Annotated in this window: 14 protein-coding genes; 5 read left to right on the forward strand and 9 right to left on the reverse strand. The window is 44.6% G+C overall.

Going from position 1 to position 23450, the window contains the following annotated elements:
* Positions 1–71 precede the first annotated feature (71 nt).
* The 9 genes from H6F66_RS16795 to H6F66_RS16835 all read right to left on the reverse strand — a co-directional run bounded on the left by H6F66_RS16795 (position 72) and on the right by H6F66_RS16835 (position 16340).
* A complete protein-coding gene (locus tag H6F66_RS16795) occupies positions 72–356 on the reverse strand; it encodes a hypothetical protein (RefSeq protein WP_190423416.1) in 285 nt (94 codons plus the stop codon).
* On the reverse strand, positions 346–1119 hold the full coding sequence (locus H6F66_RS16800; protein WP_199295455.1) for a class I SAM-dependent methyltransferase: 774 nt from the start codon (positions 1117–1119) through the stop codon (positions 346–348). Before H6F66_RS16800 ends, H6F66_RS16795 begins: the two co-directional genes overlap by 11 nt.
* A gap of 260 nt (positions 1120–1379) precedes the next feature.
* On the reverse strand, positions 1380–2633 hold the full coding sequence (locus tag H6F66_RS16805; protein WP_190423362.1) for a glycosyltransferase: 1254 nt from the start codon (positions 2631–2633) through the stop codon (positions 1380–1382).
* A 189-nt stretch (positions 2634–2822) separates the two neighbouring features.
* Complete coding sequence (locus H6F66_RS29400; protein ID WP_190423364.1) at positions 2823–5117, reverse strand: SBBP repeat-containing protein; 2295 nt, start codon at positions 5115–5117, stop codon at positions 2823–2825.
* A gap of 107 nt (positions 5118–5224) precedes the next feature.
* Positions 5225–11182, reverse strand: a complete 5958-nt coding sequence (locus tag H6F66_RS16815) for a type I polyketide synthase (protein ID WP_190423366.1) — start codon at positions 11180–11182, stop codon at positions 5225–5227.
* 117 nt (positions 11183–11299) lie between these two features.
* Positions 11300–12676: a hypothetical protein gene (locus H6F66_RS16820; RefSeq protein ID WP_190423368.1), complete on the reverse strand. Its 1377-nt coding sequence runs from the start codon at positions 12674–12676 to the stop codon at positions 11300–11302.
* Between the two features lie 102 nt (positions 12677–12778).
* On the reverse strand, positions 12779–13093 hold the full coding sequence (locus H6F66_RS16825) for an acyl carrier protein (protein ID WP_190423370.1): 315 nt from the start codon (positions 13091–13093) through the stop codon (positions 12779–12781).
* Between the two features lie 460 nt (positions 13094–13553).
* Positions 13554–14366: a DNA-binding response regulator gene (locus tag H6F66_RS16830; RefSeq protein ID WP_190423372.1), complete on the reverse strand. Its 813-nt coding sequence runs from the start codon at positions 14364–14366 to the stop codon at positions 13554–13556.
* A gap of 135 nt (positions 14367–14501) precedes the next feature.
* Positions 14502–16340 (reverse strand): fatty acyl-AMP ligase, encoded by a 1839-nt coding sequence (locus H6F66_RS16835; RefSeq protein ID WP_199295456.1) that lies wholly within the window; start codon positions 16338–16340, stop codon positions 14502–14504.
* A 1582-nt stretch (positions 16341–17922) separates the two neighbouring features.
* On the opposite strand from H6F66_RS16835, the gene H6F66_RS16840 reads away from it, so the two are divergent.
* The 5 genes from H6F66_RS16840 (at position 17923) to H6F66_RS16860 (ending at position 23410) form a co-directional block, all read left to right on the forward strand.
* Entirely contained in the window at positions 17923–19131 is a 1209-nt protein-coding gene (locus H6F66_RS16840; protein ID WP_190423374.1) for an ABC exporter membrane fusion protein, read from the forward strand.
* 59 nt (positions 19132–19190) lie between these two features.
* On the forward strand, positions 19191–20342 hold the full coding sequence (devC, locus tag H6F66_RS16845) for an ABC transporter permease DevC (RefSeq protein ID WP_190423376.1): 1152 nt from the start codon (positions 19191–19193) through the stop codon (positions 20340–20342).
* Between the two features lie 30 nt (positions 20343–20372).
* Positions 20373–21071, forward strand: a complete 699-nt coding sequence (locus tag H6F66_RS16850; RefSeq protein ID WP_190423378.1) for a DevA family ABC transporter ATP-binding protein — start codon at positions 20373–20375, stop codon at positions 21069–21071.
* A gap of 121 nt (positions 21072–21192) precedes the next feature.
* Complete coding sequence (locus H6F66_RS16855) at positions 21193–22494, forward strand: glycosyltransferase (protein WP_190423380.1); 1302 nt, start codon at positions 21193–21195, stop codon at positions 22492–22494.
* A 145-nt stretch (positions 22495–22639) separates the two neighbouring features.
* On the forward strand, positions 22640–23410 hold the full coding sequence (locus H6F66_RS16860) for a thioesterase II family protein (protein ID WP_347269397.1): 771 nt from the start codon (positions 22640–22642) through the stop codon (positions 23408–23410).
* Positions 23411–23450 lie beyond the last annotated feature (40 nt).

Consider the following 23450-nt stretch of genomic DNA (forward strand, 5'->3'; position numbering starts at 1 on the left):
TAAAAATGTAATCAGCAAGATGCTTACAAAACTTTTTTTAGATTCTTTAATGCTTGTTAGCATTAAAGAATCTAAAGTGCTAAGGTAACATTGTGAACTGCGAAACTAAAGGAATTACAAAGAAAAACTTCTACCCGTTGAGTTGGGCAAAGCTGCGGAAGATAATCAATATCGCCAGATGAATAGGGATTCTTTAGATTTAGATTTATTGTGGGAGGAATTGCATCTGTCAAAGTAATCAAACCAATGCTGCTGTACCCCCCAGGCAGTTTTTTCCAGTATTCTTTTACTGGGTTTCCCACAAGAGTAATTGCTCCCAGTCCTGTGACTACTACTTGTTTTAATTCAAGTGACATTAGTATCACCTCCAGTTTTGCGGAACGCGATCGCCATCTCAGTTTTGAAACTAAGCCAATAGCCAAAAATTGCGTAGAACATGAATTTGTAAGAAGTCAGCGCTTTCCATAGTTTTATTGGTTCAAAAATAACGTTGATCGTGCCGTCAAAGAGGCGTTGATACTCATTCCAAGCACGAGAGTTTGTGCCGAACCAGCGTGTATCGTGATAAGGTTGGTCAAAGAAATCTACAGGCTCCCACCCTTGGTGACACCCCAAGGATTCAATAGATTTGCGAGTATAAAGATGAAGGTGATAGGGAACATGAACCGGATTATAGTAATCGGAAACATTGGGCTGGGTTAGGTCGATATTTGCTGCGTTTGGCGTGCCAATCAGAATATGACCGCCAGGGGCGAGAAGGGCATCCAACTCGCACAATAGTGCTTTGGGATCTTCAACGTGTTCGATTACATCTTGGAGCAAAATGTAATCGAAAGGGCCTCGCTGGAGAGTTGCGCGATCGCCAAATCCTTCCTTTGGCGCATAAGGGTCATATCCGTGGCAATTTGCAAAGCCCTTTTGTCGCAGATACTGTACAAACATACCGTTGGCGCAGCCATAATCGAGCAGCGAATGAGCTTTAGAAAACCCCTGCTTTGTCAGTTGTCGGCATAGATTCCCATAGGATAAGCGCAATGGTAATTTTAGTACGGTTTGGGCAAAAGGGTACTTTGCATAGTAGTGTGCGATATCAACGACATCTAAACAATGAATCGTCATGCAACCTGGGCATCGCCAAACCTTGAATATCTCATCTCCAAAAGCTTTGACGTTACAAGAAAACGTTACAAACGCAGATTCGTCATTCGGATCAATGCGATGATTGCAGATCAAACAGTCAAGGCGCTGTTTGTTTTTTCTTGGCTTATAAAATACGGACAAGGCAGAATTTTCAAGATAGTTAGGACTTGAGTTAAACTCAATCATGTCAGTTTCACCTAACAAATGTTCTTAAAAGTTGAAAAAGTATTTAAGTTCCCTCACATCCTACTTAGACTTTTCAAATTTTTATAATCCTTACTCACCCCTAATAGTTTCTGATAGTAATTGCTAAGATTTTGACATCCTTGGTCGAGAGAAAACTGCTTCGCATCTCGCGAGGCGTGTTGAATAACTTCTGTGTTATTCATGGATAATACTCGGTGAATGCCATTAGCTAATCCTTCAACATCATTAGCTGGGACGAGATACCCATTGACACCATCGAATATGTACTCTGACACTGCGCCGCTATTAACAGTGACAACGGGAATACCTGAAGCCATTGCTTCCACGATTGTTCGCCCAAAAGTTTCGTAAGGTGAAGGGCTGCAAAATACATCACATGAAGCTAATACATTAGCCTTTGTTTCTCCCAGCAGAAACCCTGTAAAGTGGATATCGGGAACTTGTTGGGCAAGACGTTTTAATTGGTTAACGACATTATCAGGCCCATCACCAGCAATTATCAGAGAATAATTAGGGCATTGGCGTTTTAATTTTGCAAAAGCTTCAATTAGTAAATCGGCTCGTTTCTCGAAGCCAAGACGGCCCAGAAATAGCAAAACTTTGTTGTCTTTCTCTTTAGCGCTTAACCACGGTTCTAACCATTTCCGGTTCCGACGACTGGGGCTATACGTGGAAATATCAATTCCTAGAAAGGGAATTGTATTAACCTTGGGAATTCCCAATTCTTGACAGCTTTTGCTTGCAGATGTACTAGCGCATACTGTCGTATCGATTTGACGATATAAATAACTTGCTAACTGAGAACTTCGTGCAGCATTTCGCAACCATTGCCAACGCGGATAAGCTGCTGAAAAATTGTACAGATCGGTATGATATTCGGCTATGTACGGAATATGATACTTTCTGGCATAGCGTCTACCTGGTAACTGCCATGTGCTTAATAAGAAAAAGCGTTCTACATCCGTTATTATAATCAAATCAGGTTGGTAGTAAGCTAGCTTTTTTCTGATTTCCTGTGCGGCGCTAAACTTGGGAACATGGGTCAATTTATAAGGTAGCCAAGGCTTTGACGGATAACGTTCAATAATCAGCTTTCCTTTTAAATTTAATGGCGCTAATGGGGTATCTGGCGCATTTTGCCAATCGGGTGCAAATACAACCACACGATACATCTCTTGCCTAGCGAACCATAAAGCGCGTTCCCAGTTGAAGTGAGAAACACCACTCACGTCAGGAGGAAAGCCGGTTACAAGAAAAGCTAGAGTGTACATTTTAGAGAAGTCCATTAAATTCAATCCTCATGTTTATTCAAAACAAGCAGAAATCTACAAAAGAGAATTAATTTTGTATTCAGAGAAGACAGCTTATATCAAATCCATTTGTACAATAATTGTTTTTAGTCACACATTCAGGAAGTAAACCTCTCAGAGGAGCCAGTGGCTTTCGTGCGATCGCACAAAAACCACTGGCGGATGTCACACAATAAAATTGTCGGCGCTTAAGTTACTGGCAGTAAAGTTCTCCAGCGTGACTAGCGTCCGGAAAGTATCGCGAGCATCGCCGACTGGGTTGATTTGAACCGCCGTACTAGAACCCAGTTGAACCAGCTGCACGTAGTCATCAAATGGCTCTGTGCTTCTGTAATTTGGGCTGGCGAAGATGGGACTAAGGTCGATGAAATCCTCATTGGCTGAAAAATCAGTTATAGTGTCGCCCCCGTCTTTGTAGCTGTTGTAGACAAAAATATCGCTGCCATCTAGACCAGTGATAATATCCCGACCTTTGGCACTAATAATCCGATCGTCGCCATTAGTGCCAGTAACATTCTTTCCACTTGGTTTATTGTTAGCAGTACCTGTAAAGCTTTGCAGGCTTCCGGAGTTTGCATCCAGTTTGGCTACCCAGCTATCGACACTTCCAGCAGGGCTATCCCCAAAAGAACTCTCAGTAGCGCCTGTAACGTAGAGGCTACCAGTAATGTCGTCAATGCTAACACCGAGAGCCTGATCGAGATTAGGAGTGCCAAACTGTTGAGTCCACTTCCGGTTTCCATTGGTGTCGTACTTGACCACCCAGGCATCAAAAGACCCGGCATTGGTTCCTTTCAAGCTCTTATCGGTATATCCTACAACGTAGATATTGCCAGCTAAGTCAGTCTCCACGCCAAAGGCTTCATCATCACCACTCGTACCAAACTGCTTAAGCCACTTCTGGTTTCCATCGCTGTCATACTTGACTAACCAAGCATCATAAAGCCCAGCATTCTTTCCCCCCAAGTCTCCCAGGGTCCATCCTACAGCGTAGGCATTGCCCTGAGTATCGGTATCCACATCCCAGGAGAATTCATAAGTCGAAGTCCCAAACTGTTTAACCCACTCTTGGTTCCCATTGGTGTCATATTTGCCTACCCAGGCATCATAAAGCCCAGCATTCTTTCCCGCCAAGTTGCCGAGAGTCCATCCTGAAGCGTAGACATTGCCATCGCCAGTGACTGCAACGCCGTAAGCTTCGTCAAAATCAAGATCGCTGGGATTAGCGCTAGTACTATCAAACTCCTTAAACCACTGGCGCTTGCCATTGGTGTCATACTTTGTTACCCAGTAATCGTCCGTAGCCGGAAGCGTTCCTCCTGGTTCGCCTGACTTAACAGTTATTCCCGCTACATAGACATTGCCATCGTCGTCAACATCGACATCAAAGGACTGATTAATAATGTCAGTTCCGAACTGGTCAATCCATAACCGTTTGCCACTGCGGTCATACTTGGCTACCCAGGCATCAGTAGACGTTCCTTGCTTGGGTTCCGCCAAATTGCCTGCGGTAATTCCTGTTAAGTAAACATTGCCTTGGCTATCAGTAGCCATACCATAAACAGTGTCAGCACGGGAAGAACCAAACTGTTTAATAAACGTCTGGTTGCCATCGCTGTCATACTTGACCAATAAGGCATCGCGCTCCCCAGCATTGGCTCCTCCCAAAGAACCACTGGTTCCTCCTGCGGTGTACACATTACCAAAGGCATCCGCAACTACACTAGCAGTGATGTCAAAACGGGAGGTTCCCAATTGCTCAGCCTGCTTTACTACTGGCTTATTAGGTGGGGTGTTCCCTTTTCCCTCATACCGGAAATAGCCACCCTTTAAACTCAGATCGTAAACAAAAGGCAAAAAGCCAATAAATTCAGATGTACCTTTTTTCGGCTGATAGTATATCTCTGTTCCCAGACCCGATTCTGCCAGTAGGTAGTCTTGTCGAGAACCGTGTAGTTGAATGATATCCTGGCTGGGGTTGAAGTCTAAAATTAGAGCAAAGTCCTTGAAACCGCCATCTACGTAGTAAGGCTGTTTTGAATCACCAAGAACAAATCTGTCTGTCCAATCACGCGGATTGGGCGGCTGTATTATTGGCAAGTCGCCGATTAAAATATCAATTTGGACTTGACCGGCTTTATTATTAAAAGGGTCAAGCCCAATCAGGGTATCGTTGCCATCGCGAGCATAAATGACTTGATTTTTTGCGGTCGCTGCGGCAAGGTCGCTGCCAGGTGTGTAAACTTGAATCGTAAATTCTGGGATAGTGACTTCATTGCTAACCCTGGAGATTTCACTTTCTCGGAATCCTTCGGGAAGGTTCTTTTTAGGGTTCTTCTTAGACTCCGGGATATCCACTCCAGACTTACCCGAAAACAGGTCTTTAACCTTTTTGCTAATACTCCCGCCTGGTTTGATTCCTTCAGCTAAAATCTGATCGTAAAACTTCTGCTTGTCCACAAGTTACTCCTCCGATATTAGTTTCTAATCATTAATTGCTAATGATTAGTAATTCCCCTCACAGCAAACATTCAAACTAAATGAACAGCTTATCAATCAACTGGTACTCATGCCCGCACTTTCGGTGCATTTAGGAATCCACTACGACTGAAGTATGAGAAATAGGTTTTCAGCAGTTTAGAGTCTACGCGAGGACAAGCGATCGCAGAATCTGCAAGCTTGGTTACTGTATCTTGACAGTTGAGTTTGACTCTTCGTTGTCCTAGCCCGGCAAAGGTCAGTTGTTCATCAGACCACCTCCGCAGAAAGAAAGGTAAAAGACCGCTTAAAGCATTGTCTTTAGAACCAACTGTTTCTATTAACTCTGCTTCCCATTCTTCATAGGAAATCTGTCGCACTGGATAGCCCAAATCATCGATCCAATTTGCTACTTCATCCCAACTCGAAAAGTTAGGATTATTTAAGTGAAAAGCTTTTCCGAGTGATTCTTTCTGCCTTGATAGATAGACAACCGCTTGGCTGACATAATCCACAGGCACAATAGTTATGCCACAGTTCATATTTGGCATACTACCCATTTGGATACAACCTTTAAGAAATCGGCAGGTAAAATCATCTGTATTCCAAATTCCTGTTTTGCTGTCTCCGGCAATTAAAGGCGGTCTGTAGATAGAAACTGGAAGTCCGCGATCGCGTGCTATGGTAACTAACTTTTCCGCTACCCATTTTGTTTGGGTATAACCAAGGTCTATTCCCTCAATATGAATAGTTGGCTCTGACTCTTGCACCTCCTTTCCGTAATAACCAGATGAATCAAAAACGGCATCAGTCGAAACATAATGCAGGGGCTTGACTTTAAATTGACAAGCTAACCTGAGGATTTCTTGCGTACCCAAAACATTAGTTGGCTTTAATGCTGAATAAGGATAAACAAAATTCAAAGTTGCCGCATTGTGATAAATAATATCAATTGTGCGGGCAAGATTTTCAAATTGTTCTGTTGAAAGCCCCAACCGTGGCTGAGATAAATTTCCGGCGATTGAAATAATTCTCGAATTGTACTTCTCCTTCCATAGGTCGTAAGATTTCAGATTGTTTTGGATTTTCAGCTTGCCTACTTCAGCATCGGCAGCCCGTACTAAGCAATAGATGTTTGCGTTAGTCTGTTCGAGGAGTTCTTTAAGCAAAAAGGCTCCTAAAAATCCACTGGCACCAGTTAAGAGAATCGAAGCTGCTTCCGTCTGCTCATTTGCTGTGTTGGGATTAATTGCCTCATCTAAGACAGCTTCATCGTAGAGATTTAAGACATTTACTGTCACATCTACTGTAGAAATATCTGGTGTCAGTTGCTTCAGCAATAGCGCTGCCAGCAGGGTAATGTTTGATGCTTCTAGAAACTCCCTGACAGGTAATTCGATTTGTAATTGAGAGCGAATCAAACTGACAACCTCAACTGCCATGAGAGAGTCCATTCCTAGATCAAATAGACCTTGCTGCGGATCTGGCAATTGAGGTAAGCGCAGCACTTTTGCAACTTCACTTTGGAGGTGAGTTATTAACAGAGAGTGGCGATCGCTTACAGGAGTTGTCTCCAATCGTTGTAGAATCTCCGATCGTTGCACTGACTGTTGTGGCGTTTCGGGCGATCGCACCTCAAGCAGTTCTAATAGCGATCGCTTCCCTCTGGCTTCATAAAGGTCTTTGAATAAAGTCCAATCGACATTCGCCACTGTTGTCTGAACGCAACCTGCTCCTAGAAGATATCCCAAGGCGGAAAGTGCTTGCTGTGGTTGCAATGCTTCCACTCCCATCCGCGTCAAGAATGTCTGGAATTCTTCTAGCGCCATACCGCCGCCAGCCCAAGGGCCCCAATTTACACTTAAAGCTGGTAGCCCAAGTCCAAGACGATAATGTGCCAACATATCTAGGAAATGGTTCGCCGCTGCATAGTGGGCTTGTCCTTTAGAACCCCACACCGCAGATATTGAGGAGAAGCTAACGAAAAAGTCCAGCTTGATTTTTTGGGTAAGTTGATGCAGAATCCAAGTTCCTACTAACTTCGGACGCAACACAGAGTTAAGGGCGTTTAAATCCATGTCTGCGATCGCTTCATATCGAGAAACCCCAGCAGCATGAATAACCCCGCGTAGGGGTGGCATTGAGGTTTTAACTTCCTCAAGCACTCTGAGCATATCCCCCCCATTGCAGACATCTGCCTGAGCAACTAAAATCTTGGCTCCTGCTTGCTCCATCTGGGTAATAACTTCCCGCGCCTGACTGGAAACTGCACTGCGTCCAGTTAGTACCAGGTGTTTAGCGCCCTGTTCCAGCATCCACTGGGCAACTTTCAGCCCCAAGGCTCCCAAACCCCCAGTAATCAGATAAGTGCTATCAGCATTTAACGCCACGCCTTGAGATTCTGGTAGTTGCTTTTGCACCAAACGGGCGACATAACGCTGTCCATCCCGGAAGGCGAGATGGTCTTCCCCTTGTGCATTCTCAATTTCTGCTAACAGTTTCGCTGCTTCATCTTCAGTTGCTTTAGGGGCTAAATCGAGCATTCCACCCCACAATTCCCGGTGTTCCAGAGCCACGACTTTGCCCAATCCCCATAAGGGTGCTTGAGCAACTCCCGAAAGCGAACCACCAACTGGTACTGCACCCCGCGTTACTAACCACAACTTGGGTTGGGAATTGGAAATTGAGAATTGATTTTCTTTCCCAGTCAGAGTTTGCAGTAAATTTAGTACACTAGCAACGCCTAGAGTTTGTGCATTCTCTAGAGAGGGAATTGTTAACTTATCTGCCAATCCCGCCTCTAAACTCCACAGGTGGAGGATTCCCTGTAAAGGTAGATTTCCTATTTCTTGGAATAATCGCTCAAAGTCGGCTGGATTGGAAGGGTTGATCGTGTAGGTTCCGGGTTCTGTGGTTTGATAGGTGTCTCCCGGATAGACCAGAATACAGTTGCAGCGATCGCGCAAAATCGCTAAATTTCCCCCTACACCCCCCAAGTCTGCAAAAATCAGCCAACGGCTAGACCTCTCCCCTGCGAGGGGAGGGGAGCTGGACTCAGCGGGCTGAATCGTTTGGTTTTCCGTCAACTGACGTGGTTTAAGTTGCCACTCTATCTCATAAAGCCCATCTTTGATGGATGCTGCTGTTAGCGGCTGTTTATTTTGCTTAACTAATAATTCCAGCAGCTTCGGCAATAATTTCAACTCATCTTCTGAAAGTTTCCCTATGGTTTCTAACTGCTGAATTAGCTGTTGAGTATCCCCCTGGTTCAGAAGCTTAACCATTGGGGTGAGAGGCTTTTCGTTTGAGTGACCATTTTCAGAGAACTCTACCCAATACCGCTGTCGCTGGAATGGATACGTTGGTAGTTGCAGACGGCGACGGGGGTAATCTTGGTCAAAGCCAGACCAGTCTACAGCTACTCCACGCACATATAGTTCTGCTAAACTCTGGAGGATTTGCTCCCAATCTGAACGCTCTGGACGCAAACTTGGTAAAGATGCAAATGTCTCTGCATCTGGCAAGCAGTAGCGTCCCATCCCCAACAAAATCGGCTTCGGCCCGATCTCGACAAATACCTTATAACCCTTGTGATAAAGGGTTTCCATGCTCTTGCCAAATCGGACTGGCTCAAGCACATGACGACACCAATACTCAGGGGTGGCGATCGCATCTGTTGCTAGTTCCCCAGTAACATTGGAAACTAACTTGATTTTGGGCGAAGAATATGCGATCTCTGCGGCAACTCGCTCAAAATCTGCCAGCATTGGCGACATCAAGGGAGAGTGGAAGGCATGGGAAACAGTCAACTTTTTCGTCTTGATGCCTTCAGCTTGCAAAGATGCGATCGCTTGTCCGACAGCTTCAGCCTGACCAGAAATAACAATACTCTTTGGGCCATTAATGGCAGCGATCGCTACCTCTTGGATATATGGTTGGATGACTGCTTGCACTTTGGTTTCCGAAGCAAACACCGCCACCATCTCACCACCTGCGGGCAAAGCCTGCATCAAACGGGCGCGTTCGGCAATCAATTTTAGACCATCTTCCAGGCTGAATACCCCCGCAACACAGGCGGCGACATATTCCCCTACACTATGACCCATGACAACATCCGGAGTTAGACCCCAAGATTTCCATAACTGGAAGAGTGCATATTCCAGTGCAAATAATGCAGGTTGCGTGTATGCGGTTTCATTTAGAGGGGAATTCATCCCTGATTCGGGATATAGAACTGATAGTAAGGGTTGTTCTAAATCAGGACGCAGAATGCGATCGCAACAATCAAGTGCTTGGCGGAAAATAGGTTGCGTTGCGTAGAGTTCGCGTCCCATCCCCACATACTGCGAACCTTGACCTGTAAATAAAAATGCTATTTTCGGGCGCTTATTGCTTTTTACCGGGTTGCTGACCAGTCCGACAGTTTCTTTACCAGTTGCAAAAGCTGTTAACTGCTCTTGCAACTGCACAGTAGATTCAGCTGTGACAACAAAACGATGGTCAAAATGCGATCGCGCTGTATTTGCAGTAAAGCAAACATCCTCCAACGATGCTTCAGGATGCGTCGCGAAGAAATTTGCATAACGTTGTGCCAATTCCCCCAAAGCGTTCTCAGTCTTTGCCGAAAGGGTAAGAAGATGCAGAGGACGTTCGAGAGTTGTAATATCATCCGTTAGCTGATCGCACGTCACCCCCAACCCCTCTAAACTTGCCCAGATGGGAGCCGTAGCAGGAGGCGGGGTAAGGTTCTGCGGTGCTTCCTCCAAAATTGCATGGCAATTCGTCCCACCGAAACCAAACGCACTAATCCCAGCTAAGCGTCTCTGTGTACCAACATCCCAAGCTTGAGACTCAGCAGGAATAGCAAAGGTCGTCCCTTCCAAAGAAATATAAGGATTCAGCTGCTTGAGATGCAAGTGCGGTGGAATTTCTTTATGTTGCAGCGAAAGTACCACCTTGATGACACTAGCCATCCCAGAAGCAGCTTCCAAATGACCAATATTAGTTTTAACCGAGCCAATCCAACAAGGTTGATCTGGCTCGCGATTCTGCATTAGCACAGCTTTGAGAGATTTAAATTCGATGGGATCTCCTAAAGATGTGCCAGTACCATGAGCTTCAACATAGCTAATCTGCGTTGCTTGCACATGAGCATTTTCCAAAGCTTGACGGATCACCGCTTGCTGAGAAGGGCCATTCGGTGCTGTGAGTCCATTGCTTAGGCCATCTTGGTTAACAGCTGAACCTTTGATAACTGCTTTAATGTTGTCTCCATCTCGGAGAGCATCCGAAAGACGCTTGAGGACTACAACACCGCATCCTTCTCCCCGGACATAACCATCCGCACTGGCATCAAAAGTTTTACAGCGACCGTCCGCCGCCATCATCCGCGCATGGGAGTAGGTAATAAATGGCTCCGGAGACAGCATCAAACTGACTCCACCTACCAAGCACAAATTAGACTCTCCACTCTCCAAACTTCGGCAAGCATAATGTAATGCAACCAGAGAAGAAGAACAGGCAGTTTCAATTACCACACTTGGCCCGCGCAGATTCAGAATGTACGATAGGCGATTGGCGGTAATAGAGAGGGTGTTGCCAGTGCCATCGTAAGCGTTGACCAGGTTTAAATCTTTGGTTAGCAATCTGCAATAGTCATAGTTGCCGATTGCCATGAAAACCCCTGTTTGAGTGCCACTGAGCTTTGATGGCACGATTGCGGCATTTTCCAGGGCTTCCCAAGCTACTTCCAACGCCAGCCTTTGCTGGGGGTCCATTCGCTCCACCTCGCGGGGAGCAATCCCGAAGAAGCTGGGTTCAAATTGATCCACTTGTTCCAAGAAGCCACCCCAGCGGGTACTCATTTTTCCCGGCTTACCTGGTTCTGGGTCATAGAATGCGTCAATATCCCATCGCTCTTTTGGCACTTGCGCGATCGCATCCACACCGTTACTCAATAGTTGCCAGAAAGCTTCCGGATCGTTAGCTCCCGGAAAACGGCAACCAAGACCAATAATTGCTATAGGTTCCACTGCAAAGCCTCTCATGGTCAATTTTTAGGTTGGAATTACTGTCGGGAAACCCAACCATTTATCCAGTTGACAGGACACGAATGGTTGAGTACCGAACACCCAACCTACACCGCACTTTCTTAGGCGACAGACTTAGGCGACAGATCGGGATAACTCGTCAAAAGCCTTAATATTAGTTTTGATAGCCCGCTCAATCGAGCCTCCTGTAGCCATCAGGCGCATTTCACGGTTGACAGGCCAAAGGTAATCCATCTCCTCAAAAAACCTACGCAAATCTATCAGCAGGCGTTGGTGATACTTGAGATTTATATAGAAACCCTCGTGTTCTTGACACAAACACTTCTCAACCCACTGGAGTGCTTCTTGGGAGGACATATTAAATACAGGAGACTGAAGCAGCTTGTAAAACGAGAGCATGAAAGAAGCATCAGTTCTAAATATCCCCGGTAGTCCACCAGAAAGACCGCTCAAACCGACACTTTGCGCCCGATAGATGGTTACATTAGCGATGAATTTCTCATATGCTGTTGGCTTCGAGAAATCCTTATACAAATCTTGAGCGATTAGTTCGCTCGTTGTAGTGTGGAAAGATTCATCCATCAGATGGTTATAGGAGACAGCTGTCGGGGCTGGGATAAACTCGCCTTGCCTCTCTAAGTCTCTGTAGTATTGGACATAGCGGTATTCATAGTTCTTGAGCAACATATTGGCTAAAAACCGCGTGACGTAGAACACGCAAGCCAAGAAGGGCGAACTGCCACAGTTTAAGGTAAAAAACTGTAACATCGGTTTTGGTGCTATTTGCCCCAACAAGCCAGTCGTTTGTGCTGGAATAAACTCGCCTTTTTGCTCCAATTCTCTCAAATAGTGGGAATAATACTGTGCTTGGTTCTTGAGCATCACCTTATTGGTGATAAAGCGAAAGGCGGTGTCCTGAAACGCCGACATCGGCGAACTTTGCAAGTTAAAGCTGAAAAGTTGTGGTTGATTTTTGTTCAATTGGTTTGACTTTCCTTGCTTAGGCGCACTAAATGCTGTCTTCCCTAGCAGGGCTTTTTTCGTTTTATAACCAATTGTGTGAAAGGCATGAATGTGATGACGTTCCTGTTCTGTCTCTAGGTCTAGTTCTTGGCAGAGTGTTTTGTAATCACTCATCTGAGCAAAAACCCCAGCAGTCACCTGATTGTAAAGTACGGCATTAGCTTCGGTAGCAGCAGTTTGGTTATACTGCGTTGCCCAATAAACGTGATTTAGAGCTTTCTTTTGGGAGTCGGAGGCTTGTTCATAAAGTGGGGTGCCGTAAAGCATTGAAAGCTCCGGCTGACTCCAATAATAATCGCTGTTGCTGCTGTAGTTAAAGTTTTTGTCTAATTCCTCGATTTTCTCAGTGTAGTCGGAATCAGTGTTCCGACGATAGTTGATTTCGGTGATTTTGATATGCTTCTTTACCTTTTCCTCCGATAGAGTCGAAGATTCAAATTTTAAAGCTGGTGTTGCTGTATCTACCATAATTAACCTTTTCCTGAAAGCGTAAGAGTGCAAATGTTGATTCTTCTTCCACTAGGAATTTCTTATTTCCAGTTCCCAGTTTCCAGCCCCCAGTCCCCAGCCTTACACTTTGATTTTTAATTCCTCAGCCAAATGCCTAGCCAAACCCTGAATGGTGGGGTAATCGTACAGTAGGGTTGGATCGAGTTTTCTTCCCATCCAATCTTCCATGTCCCCGGTCATACCAACTGCTGCTGAGGAGTCTAGACCGTATTGGTCAAAGGGAATCGTAACATTAACTTCATCCGGATCAATTTCTAGTAGTTCAGCTAGATAGGAGACAATCCACGCTTGAATTTCTGGTGCCGTCGGCGCTTCTTTGATAATCACTCCCGAAGCCGTAGACATATTTGTGGCTTGAAGATTCTGGATTTGCATTGTTTTAACCTTCAGGGTTTCAAGTGCTGTTTTTTTGCTGACTGTCAGTTGTACTGATGGCTAAGGAATGAGTGCCATAAATGTAGGTAATTTAGCTGCTGTTTAGACTCCAGCACAACTGGTATAAATTCTCAAGATTTCCCGTGCCTTTGGTTCAAGCCGTATTAGCTTTATTTGCGGTTGAACTAATGACCAAGCTGACAAAAATTGGCTTCAGGTTGCCATTATGACAAAAAGATATTTTTTAAAGACAACCTGATATCGACGATTTGTTCTCGCTTATCGTGCGAAATGGTGCCTGAGAGCTAAAAAGTTCTCATTGTTCTAATGTCCTCTTTGGTTACTCTTCCCCAAGAATATTAAAGAGGCTGCTAGAAGAATCTTAGAAAATGTTTGATGCTATTACAATGATTAATTTGTCGATCTGACTAACAATTCTTTCGATCTTGTTTGTGTCGATCTAGCTGCGATTGGTGTTTCTCCAAGCTTGGGGAGTTGTGCCGTGGAATTGGCGAAACTGGCGAAAGAAATGAACCGCATTGTGATAGCCCACTTTAGGAGCAATATGCTCTACTGCCTGGTCAGTCTCTAGAAGTAAGGAACGGGCTGCTGCCATCCGGCGCTGGATTATCCAGCGTTGCACGGTTTGTCCGGTCTGTCGTCGGGTCAGGTTAGTTAAGTAAGCTGGGGAGTAACCAACTGCTTGAGCGACATCGCCGAGAGCGATCGCGCGATGATAATTAGCCTCGATGAAACGAAATACCTCACTCAAGGGAGGGTTGGAGGGAAAAGTTAAGTCCGCAGCAGTTGTTATTGTTATAGTTGCAGTTTCTGTGGATGATGCTGCTGGGACTGGCGGAGATGGTTGGGAGTACAACTGGCGAAGAACGGTCTGTTTTTCCAATTGGGCAGCGATCGCTCGGTGTAATTCTTCTAAAGTACAGGGTTTGGTGAGATAGTCATCCGCTCCCAGTTCCATAGCTTTGCGGAGATCGTTCCGAGTCAGCTTGGCAGTGACAAAAATGAAGGGGATAATCGCTGTCACTGGGTTAGAGCGCACCGCCGTCAGAACATCGTAACCATCGAGTTCCGACATCATAATGCCGGAAATTATCACATCGGGTAAATTCTCCTGTGCCAGATGAACCCCAACTCGACCGTTATCAGCACTGATAGTGTAGAAACCTTTAGCTTTAAGACCTTTGAGAAAAAGGTTCCGGGTAGGTGTTTCCTGTTCAATTACCAGAATTTTTTTCACCACATCTGCTCCCATACACACCCTTATCCACAAAGAAAATGAGGAAAATAGCTACTCTGTTGTCAGTTGCCGTTATAAGGTTGGAAAGTTGCTAGAACAGACCTTCGTTTCAACTTGACAGCTCTTAAGATGACGACTGACTAAGGCGTGTCAGCTTAGCTGTTTGCCTGTGGATAATTTCTGTAATACGGATTCGACCTCAGCCTGTAGATTGAGAAACTTAGATTTGCCCTGAGGATTCTCACTCCAATCCTCGATGACATTCAAACTTCCACTGAGAAACCCAGACCGACAAGCATGGCGTTGAATTTTACCACTCGAAGTCTTGGGGATACTGCCAGTTTTCACCAGCACTGTTGCATAAATCTGTAGAGCGTGTTCCGCCGCCACAGCCTGGCGAATAGCCCCTACTACTTCATTCACATCCAGCTTCCGCAGGTAAGTTCGCTCAACTTCCTGAACGATTACCAGTCGTTCGCCTTTTAATTCCACCGCAAACGCTGCCCCACAACCAGGCCGCAGTGCTGGATGGCTCTTTTCTACTGTCAGTTCAATATCCTGGGGATAATGGTTTTGCCCCCGGATGATAATCACATCTTTAATCCGCCCGGTGATAAACAATTCGCCATCCTGCAAAAATCCCAAGTCCCCTGTACGCAGAAATGGCCCTTCTTTCGTATCTGCTAGATAGGCGTGGAAAGTTTTTTCTGTTTCCTCTGGTCGGTTCCAATAGCCGTCAGCTACACTCGGCCCGGATACCCAAATCTCTCCGATTTGGGTATCTGGACACGGGGTTAAAGACTCAGGATCGACAATCAGGATTTTCTGGTCTAACCAAGTCTGACCGCAACCGACAATTGTCCGGGTGCTTTCCGACTTGCCAACAGATGCCACTACGCGGTTTCGCTCAAGGGCTGCGCCATCAACCTGACGAATAATCGGTGGAGCTTTTTTCAAACCTCCCGAAACAATCAGGGTTGTTTCCGCCATTCCGTAGCAGGGGTGAAATGCTTCTTTGCGGAAACCGCAATCAGCGAAGGTGCTGGCAAACTGCTCTAGGGTTTCGGCGCGGACGGGTTCAGCTCCGGTGAAAGCTACTTCCCAGCTACTCAGGTCAAGAGTTGCTCGTTGTTCTGGGGTAATTTTACGAATACAAAGGTCATAAGCAAAATTAGGCCCGCCGCTAGTAGTCGCTTTGTAGCGGGAAATAGCTTCTAGCCAGCGGAAGGGTCTTTGCATAAACGCTACTGCTGGCATCAAAACCATCGGAGCGCCAACATATAGGGGTTGCAGCACTCCCCCAATTAATCCCATATCGTGGTAGGACGGCAGCCAGGTTACGCCCTGAGAGTTGGGCGTATCAGCGAAACTCTGATGGATCAAGGCGGAATTGTGCCACAGATTGCCGTGAGTGATCATGACTCCTTTGGGCGTACCTGTAGAGCCTGATGTGTATTGGATAAAAGCTAGGGTACTCTGGCCCAAGCCTGGTTTCTGCCATGTCTGGGCTTGGTCGCTGTTGATGTTATCTGTGGCTAGCCAGTGGAATCTGCTGAATTCTGCATCTTCGGTAAAGCGATCTTCTATGCTGCCAGACAAGGATGTGGTTGTGAGGGCTATTGTTGCTTGGCAAGAAGATGCGATCGCTTGCAATCTGGACAGATTCTGATTGCGCCTTGGTGGATATGCTGGGACAGCTACAACAGAGGCATATAAACACCCAAAGAAGGCAGCAATGAACTCTAAACCTGGTGGATAAAGCAGCAAAGCACGAGAACCTGGCGCATCCAGGCTCTGAAGTTGAGATGCGATCGCTCGCGCTTGTCGATCCAATTCTTTGTATGTCAGCGTAACAGCTTCTGTTTCTCCGTCCTGCAAAAAAGTATAAGCTGTAGAGTCTGGCTGATTTTTGGCTCTGTAGTCCAGCAGGTCTACCAAAGTCGAAAATTCATGCCGGATGTCTGCCGAATAATCTAAACAAGTAGTCATTCCGTACTCCTGAGAATATCTTCAAATACCTGCTTCCCTATGGATATCAGTTCATTTCCTTTAGGGACAATTAACCGAAGTCAACCTATTTTCTCTTGAAAAAACAGTAACTTTGTTTACTCTCCTGTCAGGTTATCCCAAAAATTCAGTAAATATTTATTTCTCCAATAAATATTCTTTATCTAAGTTTCTATAAAAACTAATTCATTCAGCTCTTTACTTCGCTGAAGCTAGATTTTTACAGGTTATATTTGTTACCTGTACAGACAGGTAACAGTGGGAATGAAAAAGCTTTCGACCTTTGAACGATTCTCAAAAAAACATTTTCTAGATAGACTTTCTTGAGAAAAATACTGTAAATATCATCAAATCTGTAACCGTTGATACCCAATATGGAAGCCAGACAATTGGTATTTTTTGCCTCTTCATAAGTCTGCAATTCTCGACATTACTAAGGTTTCAGATATTTTTACAATCAAAAACCTCTCATGTAGAGTTGCAAATTTTGGCGGTTAGAGAAAAGTTTATTTGCCCTCTCTCAGGCTCGGAACACTTTGTTGAAAATGGATCTTTTGGCGATTTTCTAACGGAAACCTAGCATACTTTTCATAAATATGTCTAGTTGTTTTTCGCAACTTCATCAAAACAACATAAATGACTACGTGTTTCTACTGGATCAGCCCAAAGGCATACTCAATGTTAAATAAGTATGTTGTTATGGATACATCAGAGTACTAGAGAAAGGATAGAAGTGTTTAACAGCAAAGTTTGTAACTAACTATCTGGAGAAAGAAAAAAGCTAAAAACCAGCTTCGAGGAGAGCCTAAGGTTCGGAATTTTAGCAGAAATTATTATTTGCATCACCCTTTTGATATATTTTCATTTATTTGGCAAGTAGGTTTTCGGCTTTTTTATAAACTTCATCTGAAAAAAGTAGCAAAGACTACTTGAAAAAACTAAATTGGCATTCTAGTATAGAACTCAACGATGAGCTATAAATCCCCAAAATTCCCCAAGAATAAGCAATTGCGCGGCTAACTCACTTACCTGGAGCGCCACTATATCGGTCATTCGTCCAATCTCCATCTTGTAAAGACTAGCCTGATAAAATCACGCAGTAAGTCATAGTAATGTATGTCACTTGCCTGGATAAAAGCCTCATTGAACGAGTGAGTTGCATCAATTAATCTTTGAACCGCAAAATCTCATGAGTCAATGAAGCTGAATATGGCTATAAACACCTGACAAATAAAGTCAAGGGCGAACAAACTCTCGCCGTGACTAGCAGGCTATGTCTTAAGTCCGCCTCAGCGCACGATAGGTGTCGTCTCACTCTTGAGGGTGTGGGTGACAAAAGCGGGATGCACTTTTCCACAGAATTATAGATACGTTTACCTTGAGTTTTGTGAAGTGTTCTCTTGTTCGTCTAGAGGTCTGTCTTTATGAACGATAACCACACATCGGATATTTCCTGAATTGACTCATTCCAATTAAGACAATAAGCTTCTGGCGGTTTAAGATGAGTTTCGCGCCAGGGTTGAGAAATTGGAGGATGGAGCAATGGAGAAGCAGTCAATAAACTATGAAGCCTGATTCTATTTCAAAAAATAAACCCTTTTTGAAGCCTTCAGGACGATGGACTATCATTGCTACAGTTGTCACAGCTTTAGCCCTTAGCGGAGCTGCTTTACAATATGTATTGAGATTCCAACGCAGTGAGTCCGCCTCCTTATCAAATCCTGTAGCGATCGCTCCCACAAATAAAGCCGTTTCTGCTTTAGGACATTTAAGACCAGAAGGGGAAGTAGTTTACTTGTCTGCGCCTACGGCTCTTAATGGATTGGGAGCAAGTCGAGTTGCTAAACTTTTAGTCAAGGAAGGCGATAAAGTTACAACAGGACAAGCGATCGCTATTTTGGATAGTCTGGAAAATCTCCAAACATCTGTAAAACTGGCTTTAGAAGATGTCAAAGTCGCTCAAGCCAATCTTGCTAAAGTAAAGGCTGGAGCCAAAACAGGAGAATTGGAAGCTCAAAAAGCGACTATTGAAGGCTTAGAAGCTGAATTGGCTGGACAACAAGCCGCTCAAGACCAAGCGATCGCGCGGCTTTTGGCTCAGTTTAACAACGCTCGAATCGAGTACCAACGTTATGATAAATTGTTCCAAAGTGGTGCAGTTACAGCTTCACAATTAGATAGCAAGCAGCTGCTCATGAAAACGACACAAGAGCAGCTAAATGAAGCCAAAGTTAATCAAAACCGGATTCAAGCAACTTTTCAACAGCAAATAAAAGCAGCTCAAGCAACCCTAAATCAAATGGCTGAGATTCGTCCTACAGATGTGCAAGCTGCTCAAGCTGAAATTGATAGAGCGCTTGCCAATGTGAAGAAAGCTAAAGCAGATTCAGAGCTAGCCTATATTCGAGCGCCTATAGACGGAAAAATTTTAAAAATTAATACTAGACCCGGAGAGACAGCGGGTAATAAAGGCATTGTTGCTTTGGGACAAACAGATCAGATGAATGTAATTGCAGAGGTTTATGAATTAGATGTTAGCAAAGTAAAAGTTGGGCAAAAAGCTACTATTACTAGCCATGCTTTCCCAGGCAATTTATCGGGAACAGTCACTCAAATCGGGCTACAGGTTAATCCACAAGATGTCTTAAGTACCGACCCCACAGCCGACGTGAATCGGAGAATTGTTGAGGTAAAAATTAGTCTAAACCCAGTGGATAGCCAAAGAGTTTCAGTTTTAACTAATTTACAGGTTAATGTAGTAATTGATATGTAAATTCCCCTAAAAATAATAAAATTATTAATAAAATTTTCTCTTAATAAACCAGAGCAATAATGTTTGATATACCTTTAGCATGGCTGCAATTAAGTCGAGAAAAACTTCGTCTGCTGGTTGCTTTAGCAGGCATTGCTTTTGCAGTTATTCTCATGTTTATGCAATTAGGATTTCAAGCTGCTCTCTATGATAGCGCTACACGACTACATCAGAGTTTGCAAGGCGACTTAGTTTTGCTCAGCACTCGTTCTAAGTCTCTGGGTTATACGAGAACTTTTTCTTGGCGACGTTTATATCAAGTTTTGAGCTTTGATGGCGTTGAATCTATTAGCCCTATATATGTTGGCTTTCGAGATTGGAGAAATCCTGAAGATGGAACCTTTCGAGCCATATATGTCTATGGCTTTCGACCTGGAGATTCTGTTTTTAAATTGCCGGAAGTCGCTCAGAATATAGATAAGCTTAAACTTAGTGAAAATATTTTGTTCGATCGAGCTTCTCGTCAAGAGTATGGATCTATTGCTCCAGAATTTGAGCAGGGTAAACTCATTACTACCGAATTAGGCGGCAGAAGAGTCAACGTTGTTGGTTTATTTACACTAGGTCCTTCTTTTGGAGCTGATGGAAATGTAATCGTGAATGATTTAAATTTTTTGGATCTATTTAGAGATCGTAAATTAGGAGAAATCGATATTGGACTTATTCAGCTTAAACCTAATGCTGATGCTCAAAAAATTCTTAAGCAGATAGAAGCTACTTTACCTAAAGATGTTAGAGTTTTAACCCATCAAGGTTTTGTAGATTTTGAGAAAAGCTACTGGAAAACAAGTACACCAATTGGTTTTATCTTTACTCTAGGTGTAGGAATGGGATTCATTGTTGGTACAGTTATAGTTTATCAAATTCTTTATACAGATGTTTCCGATCACCTTTCAGAATACGCGACTTTAAAAGCGATGGGATATAAAAACTTATATTTAGAATTAGTTGTTTTCCAAGAAGCAATTATTCTTGCAGTTTTAGGTTATATCCCTGGATTTGCTCTTTCCCTAGGGCTGTATGATTTAACTAAAAATGCTACATTTTTACCTATTGCAATGACCTATGACCGAGCTTTAATAGTATTGCTATTGACAATAGTGATGTGTGCTATTTCTGGTTTTATTGCTGTCCGGAGACTGCGTAGTACAGATCCAGCAGATATTTTTTAAAGATTTACGCATACAAACTCTAGAAAGCTAATGGATCAAAAATATATTGTCTCTATTAAGTATCTCAATCATTATTTTGGTAATGGAGCATTACGCAAACGAGTTTTGTCTAATATCAATTTAGAAGTCAAAACCGGAGAAATAGTTATTTTATCGGGGCCCTCGGGTTCGGGAAAAACAACCTTATTGACTTTGATTGGGGGGTTGCGCTCTGTTGATGAAGGAAGCCTTAAAGTTCTTGACCAAGAGATTCGGGGAGCCAGTGATGCACAACTCATCAAAATCCGTCGCCATATTGGTTATATTTTCCAATCTCACAATTTGCTGCGCTCATTAACAGCTCAACAAAATGTACAAATGTCTATTAAATTACATGAAAATGTTCCTATTCTCGAAGCACGTAGAAAATCAGCAGCTGCACTTGAGGCTGTTGGGTTGGGGAACCGGATTAATTACTATCCAGAAAATCTATCAGGAGGACAAAAACAGCGGGTAGCGATCGCACGCGCTTTAGTGTGTCATCCCAAGCTGGTTCTAGCTGATGAACCTACTGCCGCTTTGGATAGTAAATCGGGTCGAGACGTAGTGACACTCATGCAGCAATTGGTTAAGGAACAGGGGTGTGCTGTTCTCATGGTGACTCACGATAATCGCATTCTTGATATAGCTGACCGTATTGTTCATATGGAAGATGGTCAACTCGTTACGATCAACAGCACGGCTCACTAGTTTTATAAAAATTCAGTAATTATAACGGAGGTGTTTTATATGTGTTGACTAACTCAATCTTATTTAAGGAGCAACCGTAATTGTCCCAGTGTCCCAACCGTGCTAATAACTAGGAGGAAATATGCACATCACGATTTTGACAATTGGTTCGCGTGGTGATGTACAACCTTACGTAGCTCTAGGGCTGGGGTTGCAAGCGGCAGGTCATAAAGTTTGTTTGGCCACCCATGCCATCTTTGAGAATTTTGTGCGTAGCCAGGGGCTAGACTTCGCCCCCTTGGCTGGCAATCTCAAGGAATTGTTTGCAACAGAAGAGGGGCAAGTCATTTTTTCAGAATCCGGTCGCAACACCATTCGCTTCACACGCAACTTTATCGGTAACTTCATCGGCCCGATCATGGAAGACTTACTAGCTGACTCTTGGCGTGCCTGTCAGGGAGCGGAAGCGATTATCAGTATGCCACTGGCGATCGCGGGCTACCATATCGCGGAAAAATTGGGCGTGCCGTTTTACAGCGCATGGACTAATCCAGCAACCCAGACTCGTGCTTTCCCCATTCCTTGGGCCCCGACCGGGCTGCGTTTGGGCGGCACCTACAACTGGCTAACCTACATCTTGTTTCAGCAACTTGTCTGGCAATCCATTCGGTCTTCGGTTAACCAGTGGCGGCAAAAAACCTTGAATCTGCCCCCCATGCCGCTCACAGTCCCTAGTTGGTTCTATAAGTCGCCCACTTTCTACTGCTACAGCCCTGCCGTGCTTCCCAAGCCGCCGGACTGGCCCGATTGGGTGTACGTCACCGGCTACTGGTTTCTGGATCGCCCACCGGACTGGCAGCCCTCAGCCGATCTCGTTGATTTCCTAGCTGCTGGTTCACCCCCGGTGTATGTCACCTTCGGCAGTATAATTGACCGTAACCCGGAAGCGCTGACAAAGTTGGTGCTGGAAGCAATAGCTCTTACGGGAGTGCGGGCAATCTTGGATATGGGGTGGGGGGGTCTGAGCAATCCTGAATTGTCAGATCAGGTGTTGTGTGTCACATCGGACTCGGCTCCCCATGACTGGCTCTTACCGCAAATGGCGGCTATGGTTCATCATGGCGGTTCGGGTACAACGTTTGCTGGTCTGCGTGCTGGTTTACCCTCAATCATCGTCCCCTCCTTTGGTGAAACCTTCTTTTGGGGGCAGCGGGTTGCTGATTTAGGGGTAGGACCGCCACCGATTCCGAAAAAACAGCTGACTGTAGAGCGGTTAGCAGACGCTATCCATACCGCTACCAGCGACAAGACCATGCAGGCTCGCGTGGCTGCCTTGAGCCAGCAGATTCGGTCAGAAGACGGTGTGGCGCAGGCAGTTGAGGGCTTTCAAAACTCTATTGCCAAAAATTTTTCAAGCACTATCTGTAGTGATGCTATAAATTGAAATACCACGACAAATAGTATTTTTGCAAGTTTTTACAACAGAACCCTGCTCAGCAGTCCAGCGATAGCCGCAGTTAAGTCGCAGCGACTATAAAGCGATCGCTCCGTTCTAATGGCTTGGAGACGTATCTGTAACACCGCCAATTGTGACTACACCAACCTTTAATTCTTGGGTTAGATGCCCTAATCCTAATCCAGAAGCATACTTTCGCTTATTCTGCTTCCCGTATGCGGGAGGCGGTGCTTCCATTTTTCGTACATGGTCGAACAGCTTACCACCGGATATAGAAGTTTGTACTATTCAACTCCCTGGTCGAGAAGATCGGCTGAAGGAAGCACCCTTTACTCATATCTCACCTCTGGTCGAGATACTAACACAAATTATCCATCCCTATTTGGATATTCCCTTCGCTTTTTTCGGTCACAGTATGGGTGCGCTGATCGGGTTTGAACTGGCTCGTAAACTCCGCTCCGAGCAAGCGCCAACCCCAAATCATCTCTTCATTTCGGGTCGCCGTGCGGCTCAGATACCCGATCTAAATCCTTTAATTCATACGCTACCAGAGCCTGAATTTTTGTCAGAGCTACGTCAATTGAATGGTACGCCCAAACAGGTGCTAGAACATTATGAATTGATGCAACTGTTAATGCCCATCTTGCGAGCCGATTTTTCAATCTGTGGAACATATACTTACCTAACTGAACCTCCCCTTGATTGTTCTATCTCTGCCTTTGGTGGAATAGAAGATTCAGGAGAGACACCAGAAATGATTGAAAGCTGGAGCGTGCAAACAAGTTCTTTATTTTCCCTAGAAATGCTTCCCGGCGACCACTTTTTTATTAACAGTAGTCGGCCGCTACTTCTAGAAATGCTTGCTAAAAAAATAGAGCAAGTTATGGCACTAGGGTTTGTGTGAAATCTTTTATATAATAATCCTATTTGAGTTGTGAAGTGCC

The organism is Trichocoleus sp. FACHB-6 (genome assembly GCF_014695815.1).
In the GTDB taxonomy this organism is placed as follows: domain Bacteria; phylum Cyanobacteriota; class Cyanobacteriia; order Cyanobacteriales; family FACHB-T130; genus Funiculus; species Funiculus sociatus.

Excerpts from the sequence above, each read along its gene's own strand:
- H6F66_RS16795 (WP_190423416.1), bottom strand. The coding sequence starts at position 356 with ATGTCACTTGAATTAAAACAAGTAGTAGTCACAGGACTGGGAGCAATT.
- H6F66_RS16800 (WP_199295455.1), bottom strand. The coding sequence starts at position 1,119 with ATGACGATTCATTGTTTAGATGTCGTTGATATCGCACACTACTATGCA.
- H6F66_RS16805 (WP_190423362.1), bottom strand. The coding sequence starts at position 2,633 with ATGGACTTCTCTAAAATGTACACTCTAGCTTTTCTTGTAACCGGCTTT.
- H6F66_RS16815 (WP_190423366.1), bottom strand. The coding sequence starts at position 11,182 with ATGAGAGGCTTTGCAGTGGAACCTATAGCAATTATTGGTCTTGGTTGC.
- H6F66_RS16820 (WP_190423368.1), bottom strand. The coding sequence starts at position 12,676 with ATGGTAGATACAGCAACACCAGCTTTAAAATTTGAATCTTCGACTCTA.
- H6F66_RS16825 (WP_190423370.1), bottom strand. The coding sequence starts at position 13,093 with ATGCAAATCCAGAATCTTCAAGCCACAAATATGTCTACGGCTTCGGGA.
- H6F66_RS16830 (WP_190423372.1), bottom strand. The coding sequence starts at position 14,366 with ATGGGAGCAGATGTGGTGAAAAAAATTCTGGTAATTGAACAGGAAACA.
- H6F66_RS16835 (WP_199295456.1), bottom strand. The coding sequence starts at position 16,340 with ATGACTACTTGTTTAGATTATTCGGCAGACATCCGGCATGAATTTTCG.
- H6F66_RS16840 (WP_190423374.1), top strand. The coding sequence starts at position 17,923 with ATGAAGCCTGATTCTATTTCAAAAAATAAACCCTTTTTGAAGCCTTCA.
- devC (WP_190423376.1), top strand. The coding sequence starts at position 19,191 with ATGTTTGATATACCTTTAGCATGGCTGCAATTAAGTCGAGAAAAACTT.
- H6F66_RS16850 (WP_190423378.1), top strand. The coding sequence starts at position 20,373 with ATGGATCAAAAATATATTGTCTCTATTAAGTATCTCAATCATTATTTT.
- H6F66_RS16855 (WP_190423380.1), top strand. The coding sequence starts at position 21,193 with ATGCACATCACGATTTTGACAATTGGTTCGCGTGGTGATGTACAACCT.